This is a genomic window from Streptomyces sp. NPDC048392, from assembly GCF_043200575.1.
Lineage (GTDB): Bacteria > Actinomycetota > Actinomycetes > Streptomycetales > Streptomycetaceae > Streptomyces.
In genome coordinates this window covers 33727-42516 of sequence record NZ_JBICYB010000043.1, presented here as the reverse complement: position 1 = coordinate 42516, position 8790 = coordinate 33727, and the positions used below count along the sequence as shown (strand labels likewise).

The window sequence follows — 8790 nt, the reverse complement described above, 5'->3', positions numbered from 1 at the left end:
TCCGACTCTATCAGATCTTCCCGATCCGATTTCCTCGGTGCTTTCCAGGTGCCCGCTTTCGCGTTTCCCTTTCCGGCGACTCCGACTTTATCAGAGATTCTGAGTCGGAATTTCCGCTCTCCGGGGGCTGCTCCGATCCACGAGGTGGTCGGGTGCCCGTCCGAGCGGAGATGTAAACGTACTGGAGCGGGGCGCCCCGATGCAAATCGAGGCGCCCCGCTCCAGGTTGGCGCTGTCGGTGGCCCGACGGACCGTCAGACCTCCACGACGACAGGCAGGATCATCGGTCGCCGCCGGTACGTGTCCGAGACCCACTTGCCGAGGGTCCTGCGCACCAGCTGCTGGAGCTGGTGCGGCTCGACGACGCCGTCCTGGGCCGAGCGTTCCAGTGCTTCGACGACCTTGGGGAGCACCGCGGCGAAGGCCGCGTCCTCGATGCCGGACCCGCGGGCCTGGACGTGCGGTCCACCGGTGATCTTGCCGGTGGACGAGTCCATCACCACGAAGACCGAGATGATGCCCTCGTCGCCGAGGATCTTGCGGTCCTTGAGGGCGGGCTCGCCGACGTCGCCGACCGAGAGGCCGTCGACGTAGACGTACCCCGCCTGGACCTTGCCCGAGATCTTCGCCTTGCCCTCGACCAGGTCGACGACGACGCCGTCCTCGGCGATGACGATGCGGTCGTGCGGGACGCCGGTGAGGGCGCCCAGTTCGGCGTTGGCGCGCAGGTGGCGCCATTCGCCGTGGACCGGCATCAGGTTCTTCGGACGGCAGATGTTGTAGAAGTACACCAGCTCGCCGGCCGAGGCGTGGCCCGAGACGTGGACCTTGGCGTTGCCCTTGTGGACGACGTTGGCGCCCCAGCGGGTGAGGCCGTTGATCACGCGGTACACCGCGTTCTCGTTGCCCGGGATGAGGGACGAGGCCAGGATCACCGTGTCGCCGTTGACGATGCGGATCTGGTGGTCGCGGTTGGCCATGCGGGACAGGGCGGCCATCGGTTCGCCCTGGGAGCCCGTGCAGACCAGGACCACCTCGCTGTCGGGCAGGTCGTCGAGTGTCTTGACGTCGACCACCAGGCCCGGCGGGACCTTCAGGTAGCCGAGGTCCCTCGCGATGCCCATGTTGCGGACCATGGAGCGGCCGACGAAGGCGACCCGGCGGCCGTACTCGTGCGCTGCGTCCAGGATCTGCTGGATGCGGTGCACGTGGCTGGCGAAGCTCGCCACGATGATCCGCTTGCGGGCGTTGCCGAAGACCTGGCGCAGCACGTTCGAGATGTCCCGCTCGGGCGGGACGAAGCCCGGCACCTCGGCGTTGGTCGAGTCGGCCAGGAGCAGGTCGATGCCCTCCTCGCTGAGCCGGGCGAACGCGTGCAGGTCCGTGCGGCGGCCGTCCAGCGGAAGCTGGTCCATCTTGAAGTCGCCGGTGTGGACGGCCAGGCCCGCCGGGGTGCGGATGGCGACGGCCAGCGCGTCCGGGATGGAGTGGTTGACCGCGACGAACTCGCAGTCGAAGGGGCCGAGGCGCTCACGGTGCCCCTCCGCCACCTCGAGGGTGTACGGGCGGATGCGGTGTTCCTGGAGCTTGGCCTCGATGAGCGCCAGGGTCAGCTTGGAGCCGATCAGCGGGATGTCCGGCTTCTCCCGGAGGAGGAAGGGGACACCGCCGATGTGGTCCTCGTGGCCATGGGTGAGGACGATGCCCTCGATGTCGTCGAGTCGGTCCCTGATGGACGTGAAGTCCGGCAGGATCAGGTCGATTCCGGGCTGCTCCTCCTCGGGGAAGAGCACTCCGCAGTCGACGATCAGCAGACGGCCGCCGTACTCGAAGACCGTCATGTTGCGGCCGATTTCGCCGAGGCCGCCGAGGGGCGTGACCCGGAGGCCGCCTTCGGGGAGCGCCGCGGGCCGGGCCAGTTCAGGATGCGGATGACTCAAAAGACTCTCCTCACCACGCGCGCCACGTACCGAGGGCACGTGGCGCGCGTGACGTTCGTGCGATGCAGTTGTCGTGTGGGAGTGCGGGCACCGGTGGCCCGCCTATTCAGTTGTGAAGTCCGTCCGGTCGTGCGGTGGTGCGAAGTCTGTTGTCAGAGCTGTACCCCGCCGGCGGCAAGATCGATCTTGAGCTGCTCGGTCTCCTCGGGCGTGAGACCGACCATGGGGGCGCGCAGCGGCCCGGCGGGCAGCCCCTGGAGGGCGAGCGCGGCCTTGGCGGTCATGACGCCCTGCGTGCGGAACATGCCGGTGAAGACCGCGAGCAGCTTCTGGTGGATCTCCAGTGCCTTCTGTACGTCACCCGCGACGTGCGCGTCCACCATGGCGCGCAGCTCGGGGGTGACGACGTGGCCGACGACGGAGACGAAGCCGACCGCGCCCACGGAGAGCAGCGGCAGGTTCAGCATGTCGTCGCCGGAGTACCAGGCGAGGCCGGAGCGCGCGATGGCCCAGCTGGCCCGGCCGAGGTCGCCCTTGGCGTCCTTGTTGGCGACGATCCGCGGGTGCTCCGCGAGGCGGACCAGTGTCTCGGTGTTGATCGGGACGCCGCTGCGGCCGGGGATGTCGTAGAGCATGACCGGCGGTCCCGCGGCGTCGGCGATCGCCGTGAAGTGCAGGTACAGGCCCTCTTGCGGGGGCTTGTTGTAGTACGGCGTGACGAGCAGGAGGCCGTGTGCGCCGACGCGCTCGGCGGCGCGGGCCAGCTCGATGCTGTGCTGGGTGTTGTTGGTGCCGACTCCGGCGACGACGTGAGCCCGGTCGCCGACGGCCTCCAGGACGGCTCGCACGAGGTCCGTTTTCTCCGCGTCGCTGGTGGTGGGGGACTCGCCGGTGGTGCCGTTGATGATCAGGCCGTCGTTGCCTGCGTCCACCAGATGGGTGGCGAGCCGCTGGGCGCCGTCGAGGTCGAGTGCGCCGTCCGCCGTGAAGGGCGTGACCATGGCGGTGAGGACCCGCCCGAAGGGGGTCTGCGGAGTGGAGGTCGGAGCCATGGGTTACACGCTACTCGTTGCTCAGGGCGGGGTCTGCCCTCGGGGGAGGCTGCAGGTCGGAGCGGAAGTGGAGCCCGGCACTGCCTGCTCGGGGGTTCAGGCAGTGCCGGGTCCCTTTGATCAGGCTAGATGAACTTCTCCAAACGCCGCAATCCGGACACTTCGCACGGCTGATGCGCACATCTGTGCCCGCTCGGGCCCGGCCCTGGTCAGTCGGGCCGGGCCCCGGGACGCGCGCCGGGGCCGGTTACGGCGCCACGCGTCCGTTGGCGTTGAAGGCCGCGTGGGTGAGCGGCATGAGGCGGGCCCACTCCGCCTCCATCTTCTCGCCGACCATCTCGATCTCCCGCTGCGGGAAGGAGGGGACCTTCGCCAGTTCGTGCTGGGTGCGCAGGCCCAGGAAGTGCATCAGCGAGCGCGCGTTGCAGGTCGCGTACATCGAGGAGTACAGGCCGACGGGAAGCACCGCGCGGGCCACCTCGCGGGCGACTCCGGCGGCGAGCATCTCCTGGTACCTCTGGTACGCCTGGAGGTAGGAATCCTCCATGGACCGGCTCACCAGTTCGTACTGCTCGGTGCTGCCCTCGACGAAGACGTACTTGCCCGGACGGCCCTGCTGGACGAGCTTGCGGGACTCGTCCGGCGCGTAGAAGACCGGCTGGAGCTCGCGGTAGCGGCCGGATTCCTCGTTGTAGGAGTTGTGGACGACGATGCCGTTGGCCAGGAAGTTGTGCCAGGGGCCCTCGACGGAGAGGTCGTAGGTCATCTCCTCCCCGTCGTCCTCGATGCCGACGACCCGGTCCCGCACCGCCTGTGCGGTCCCGCCGCCGCGCCGTGCCGGTGCCTGCTCTCCGGCGCTCTTGACCGCGTGGCAGGGTTCGCAGGCGGGAGCGAGGTTCTTCTCGTCGAGAGCCTGGGTCAGGTCGCGTGCCACGGGAACGACGTGGTCGAGGGCGAGCTGGTCGCGGGGGAAGTCCTGCCCGCAGAGGTGACAGGTGTCGACCTCCTTGATCAGCTCCCGGCGGCGCATGGCGGTCCACACGCCGATGCCTCGCCGCAGGCTGGGCGGAACGAGGGCTTCGGACGGACGGGGGGCGGTGCCGGCGGCCATGACCGCGTCGCCTACGACGAGCTCCCCCGCCTTGCACCATCCCTCCGGAGTGAACACGGCGTGGTCCACCGTGCAGCGGAGCACCTTTCCGGAAGCCGTGGTGATCCTGATCAGGCGCTTGACCCCGGACTGGATCACGTCGACGATCCTGGCGCGCCGGGCGAGCATCGTCTCCTCGTCGTAGCAGCGCACATGGTCGCGACGCACCGACTCGAGTCCGCGCAGGCGGGTGCTGGGGTGCAGCTCACGGAACTCCGCCACAGCCGATTCGGCTGCCTCCCGGTTCTCGTAGAGCCCCAGGTAGTGATTGGTCTCGCCACGTCTGACCTGTGCCATCCACCTGCCGGCCCGGCCGTGCCAGGTGACTCCACCGGCGGAGTGCGGCAGGCGGTCCTCGACGCCGGTGTGCCAGAGCTTGTACAGCTCGGCGATGGTGCGTCGGCGAAGGTTGCCGGCTTCGCTCTCCAGTGTGATCTCGGTGTCACCGGCGATGCACCAGCCGACGCGGTGCCGCATGAACTCCCGGAAGACGAAGATCGGGGCGCTGACGAAGAAGGTCATCGAGTTGTGCTCGAACGGGCTGCCGTGCCGGTCCCGCATGAGGTAGTTGATCAGACCCTTCGAGCGCTCCGGGTCCTTGTGCAGCTCGTCCAGGGACTGCTCCCCGGCGGTCGAGACGCGGGCGGCGAACAGCACGTCGGAGTCGGTCGCGCTGCTCTTGACCAGCTCGACGGTGACGTCGCTGCGGAGTTCGATCCTGGGATCGTCGGCGGGGGTGTCGGTCACGGTGTGGAGGGCCTTCCCATCTCGTCGTTTGGCGGGGCCACTCTACGGCCCCCTCGGAATCGGACGTCCGGTGCCGTGCCGCGATGAAGTCGGTGAAACAGGGCACCTGGAGGGGCGTTCGCTCGTCTGTATGAGTAACAGCGCATCACTCACTCTCCGGAAGGAGACACAGCCTCCATGATCCGCCGGCGTGAACCCGTGCCGTTCGCCTTCGTCGCCGAAGCCGACAGGTTCCGCAGCAATGTCGCACCCCCGCCCCGCGAGCGGGCTTCCTTCGGCCAGTTGGCCGGACGAGGACTCCTCGGTCTCACGGTCGTCGCCGGGCTCGTGGGCTCCCTGGTCATCGGGATGCCCGCGCTGTCGGCCGACCAGCCCTCCCCGCACAAACAGCCGTCACAGGCGACCGAAGGGCGCTGAGGCGCGGTCGGAGCGGACGGCGCCACCTCCGTCCGGGCCCCCGAGGGTGGTGACCGGAGACACAGGTCGGTAGCCTCACCGGGCACAACACTTGCCTCGGAACGAGTGAGGACCAGCCGTGCCCCTGCCCTTCCTGACGGCCGACCGTGCCTTTGACACGGCCGACGACGTCGCGCTGCCCTACGACGACCGCGACCTCTGGCGCCGGCCCTACCGGCCGGGGCCGTGGCGCGTGGGGGCGGCGGCGCTGTTGCTGCTGTTCGCCTCGTTCGTGCTGTTCGCGGCGGTCGTCATCGCGGCGACGGGCTCGCTCTCCTCCGCCGGGGTGATCTTCGGCATCGCGGTCGTCGTCATCCTCTGCGCCCTGCGGATGCTGCGCATGGGCGCGTGGGTGAGCGCGCGGGGGGTGCGTCAGGTCAGCTTCCTCACCACGCGCACGGTGGCCTGGCAGCAGGTCGCCAGCGTGCGCACGGTGCAGCAGCCGGTGCGCTGGCTCGGTCTGCCGCGCACGGTGCAGGGGCAGGCACTGCTCCTCGTCCGGCAGGGCAGGTCCGCGGAGCCCGCGTCCCCGCTGCTGACCACGCACAACTGCGACTTCCTGGCGCGCGACGGCGCCTTCGACCGGGCGGCCGACGCCGTGGAGGCGTGGGCCGACGAGTACCGTCGGGACTGAGCGACGAAAACCGAAACGCCGGGCCCCGACCGCAGTTGCGGTCGGGGCCCGGCGTTTCGGTCCGTTCGGGCGACCTCGAGGTCAGGCGGCCTCGACGTGCTCGCCGTCGTGGAGAGCGATCGCCCGTTGCATGGCCTTGCGGGCGCGCGGGGTGTCGCGGGCGTCGTGGTAGGCGACGGCGAGGCGGAACCAGCTGCGCCAGTCGCCGGGGGCGTCCTCCGTCTCGGCCTTGCGCAGGGCGAAGACCGCGTCGGCCGAGTCCCGGTCGACGCGGCCGCTGGGGGTGCGCTTCAGCTCGTCCACGGGCAGGCCTCCCTCGGCGTCGAGTTCGGCGGCCAGCTGGTTGGCCCTGCGGACGAACCGGGTGTTCTTCCAGAGGAACCACAGACCGATCACCGGCAGGATCAGCACCGCGACACCGAAGGCGACCGTGAGGGGGGTGCCGGCCTCGATGAGCAGCACACCGCGGCTGCCGGCCAGGACGAAGTAGAAGACCAGGACGGCGGCCGTGACGAGGTAGGTGATCTTCGCGCGCATGGGGGTCAGGGCTCGGTTCGGGGCTCGGGTCCGGATCTCGGTACGGCTCTCAGTTCAGGTCCAGGAAGTGTTCCAGGCCGAAGGTGAGGCCCGGCGTGGTGACCACCTTGCGGACGCCCAGCAGGATGCCCGGCATGAAGCTGCTGTGGTGCAGGGAGTCGTGGCGGACGGTGAGGGTCTCCCCTTCGCCGCCGAGCAGCACCTCCTGGTGGGCGAGCAGGCCGCGCAGGCGGATCGCGTGGACCGGGACCCCGTCGACGTCCGCGCCGCGGGCGCCGTCCAGGGCGGTGGCAGTGGCGTCGGGCGCCGGTGCGGAGCCTGCCTTCTGCCGGGCCTGGGCGATCAGCTGCGCGGTGCGGGTGGCGGTGCCGCTGGGGGCGTCCACCTTGTTCGGGTGGTGCAGCTCGACGACCTCGACGGACTCGAAGTACGGGGCGGCGAGCTGCGCGAACCTCATGGTGAGCACGGCGCCGATGGAGAAGTTGGGCGCGATGAGCACGCCGGTCTCCGGGGAGGCGTCGAGCCGGGCGGTGAGCTGCGCGAGGCGCTCGTCGGTCCAGCCGGTGGTACCGACGACGGCGTGGATACCGTGGCGTACGCAGTAGTCGAGGTTGTCCATGACCGAGGCGGGGGTGGTCAGCTCGACGGCGACCTGGGCGCCGGTCCTGGCCAGCGTGTCCAGGCTGTCGCCCCGGCCGAGGGCGGCGACCAGCTCCATGTCCGCGGCGGCCTCGACCGCCCGTACCGCCTCGGAGCCGATCCGGCCCTTGGCACCGAGGACGGCCACGCGCAGCTTGCTCATGTTCTTTCGCTTCCTTACCGGGAGGTCAGGCGACGGCGTCGTGCAGCCGGGACGCCTGCTTGTCCTTCAGCGGACCGATGACCGACAGTGAGGGCCGTCGGCCCAGGACGTCGCGGGCGACCGCGCGGACGTCGTCCGGCGTGACCGAGGCTATCCGGGCCAGCATGTCGTCGACGGACATCTGCTCGCCCCAGCACAGCTCGCTCTTGCCGATGCGGTTCATCAGCGCGCCCGTGTCCTCCAGGCCGAGGACCGTGGAGCCCCGGAGCTGGCCGACGGCACGGCCGATCTCGTCGTCCGTGAGGCCGTGCTCGGCGACGTGGTCCAGCTCGTCGCGGCAGATCTTGAGCACGTCGTGCACCTGGGAGGGGCGGCAGCCCGCGTACACGCCGAAGAGGCCGCAGTCGGCGAAGCCCGAGGTGTACGAGTACACGCTGTAGGCCAGCCCGCGCTTCTCCCGGACCTCCTGGAAGAGGCGCGAGGACATGCCGCCGCCGAGGGCGGTGTTGAGGACGCCCAGCGCCCACCGGCGCTCGTCGGTGCGGGCCAGGCCCGGCATGCCGAGGATGACGTGGGCCTGCTCGGTCTTGCGGCCGATCAGCTCGACACGGCCGGCGGCACGGATGGTGCGCCTTCCGTCGCGCGGGGCGATGGGCTCGGCCACCGGGTCCTTGAGGGCACCGGCTTTCTCGAAGGCGGCTCGGACCTGGCGTACGACCTTGTCGTGGTCGACGTTGCCCGCACAGGCGACCACGAGGTGCGTGGGGTCGTAGTGCTTCCTGTAGAAGCGGCGGATGCGGTCCGCGGTGAGCGCGTTGACCGTGTCGACCGTGCCGAGGACGGGGCGGCCGAGGGCGTTGTCGCCGAACATGGTGTGCGCGAAGAGATCGTGCACACAGTCGCCCGGGTCGTCCTCGGTCATCGCGATCTCCTCGAGGATGGCGCCGCGCTCCACGTCGACGTCCTCCTCCCGGATCAGCGAACCGGTCAGCATGTCGCAGACCACGTCGATGGCGAGCGGCAGGTCGGTGTCGAGCACGCGCGCGTAGTAGCACGTGTACTCCTTCGCCGTGAACGCGTTCATCTCGCCGCCGACCGCGTCGACGGCGGAGGAGATGTCCAGGGCGCTGCGCTTGTGCGTGCCCTTGAAGAGCAGGTGCTCCAGGTAGTGGGTGGCGCCGTTCAGCGCGGGGGTCTCGTCGCGGGAGCCGACGTGGGCCCAGATACCGAAGGTCGCCGAGCGGACCGAGGGCAGGGTCTCGGTGACGATGCGCAGGCCGCCGGGGAGGGTCGTCCTGCGGACCGTACCGATGCCGTGCTCGCCCTTGATGAGGGTTTGGGTACGGGCGACGGCCCGCGCCTCCGAGGAGGTGCGGGCCGTCGCCCCCGCGCGACGGGCCCGCACAGGTCGGCCGCGTACTTCATGTCGGTGGTGGAGCCATACACCCCCACCATAACCGGGAACACGGAGA

General features: G+C 70.0%; 8 protein-coding genes. 2 read left to right on the top strand and 6 right to left on the bottom strand.

What is annotated here, in order from left to right; translation table 11 throughout:
• Positions 1-254: 254 nt before the first annotated feature.
• The 3 genes from ACGFYH_RS33180 to thyX form a co-directional block, all read right to left on the bottom strand.
• The gene (locus tag ACGFYH_RS33180; protein ID WP_393806876.1) at positions 255-1940 is read right to left on the bottom strand and encodes a ribonuclease J; all 1686 of its coding nucleotides are present in this window, start codon (positions 1938-1940) and stop codon (positions 255-257) included.
• A 152-nt stretch (positions 1941-2092) separates the two neighbouring features.
• Positions 2093-2992, bottom strand: a complete 900-nt coding sequence (gene dapA, locus ACGFYH_RS33175) for a 4-hydroxy-tetrahydrodipicolinate synthase (RefSeq protein ID WP_393806875.1) — start codon at positions 2990-2992, stop codon at positions 2093-2095.
• A gap of 247 nt (positions 2993-3239) precedes the next feature.
• The gene (thyX, locus tag ACGFYH_RS33170) at positions 3240-4889 is read right to left on the bottom strand and encodes an FAD-dependent thymidylate synthase (RefSeq protein ID WP_393806874.1); all 1650 of its coding nucleotides are present in this window, start codon (positions 4887-4889) and stop codon (positions 3240-3242) included.
• Between the two features lie 177 nt (positions 4890-5066).
• On the opposite strand from thyX, the gene ACGFYH_RS33165 reads away from it, so the two are divergent.
• Positions 5067-5306, top strand: coding sequence for a hypothetical protein (locus tag ACGFYH_RS33165; protein ID WP_393806873.1), 240 nt, complete (start codon positions 5067-5069; stop codon positions 5304-5306).
• Positions 5307-5424: 118 nt separating this feature from the next.
• Positions 5425-5979 (top strand): hypothetical protein, encoded by a 555-nt coding sequence (locus ACGFYH_RS33160; RefSeq protein ID WP_393806872.1) that lies wholly within the window; start codon positions 5425-5427, stop codon positions 5977-5979.
• Positions 5980-6060: 81 nt separating this feature from the next.
• Here the strand turns inward: ACGFYH_RS33160 and ACGFYH_RS33155 are convergent, their stop codons facing one another.
• Genes ACGFYH_RS33155 through ACGFYH_RS33145 form a run of 3 tightly spaced genes read right to left on the bottom strand, consistent with a single transcriptional unit; the run spans position 6061 to position 8723 of the window.
• Entirely contained in the window at positions 6061-6516 is a 456-nt protein-coding gene (locus ACGFYH_RS33155) for a hypothetical protein (protein ID WP_393806871.1), read from the bottom strand.
• 49 nt (positions 6517-6565) lie between these two features.
• Complete coding sequence (gene dapB / locus ACGFYH_RS33150; RefSeq protein WP_393806870.1) at positions 6566-7318, bottom strand: 4-hydroxy-tetrahydrodipicolinate reductase; 753 nt, start codon at positions 7316-7318, stop codon at positions 6566-6568.
• A 25-nt stretch (positions 7319-7343) separates the two neighbouring features.
• The gene (locus ACGFYH_RS33145) at positions 7344-8723 is read right to left on the bottom strand and encodes a M16 family metallopeptidase (protein ID WP_393806869.1); all 1380 of its coding nucleotides are present in this window, start codon (positions 8721-8723) and stop codon (positions 7344-7346) included.
• Between the last annotated feature and the right edge of the window lie 67 nt (positions 8724-8790).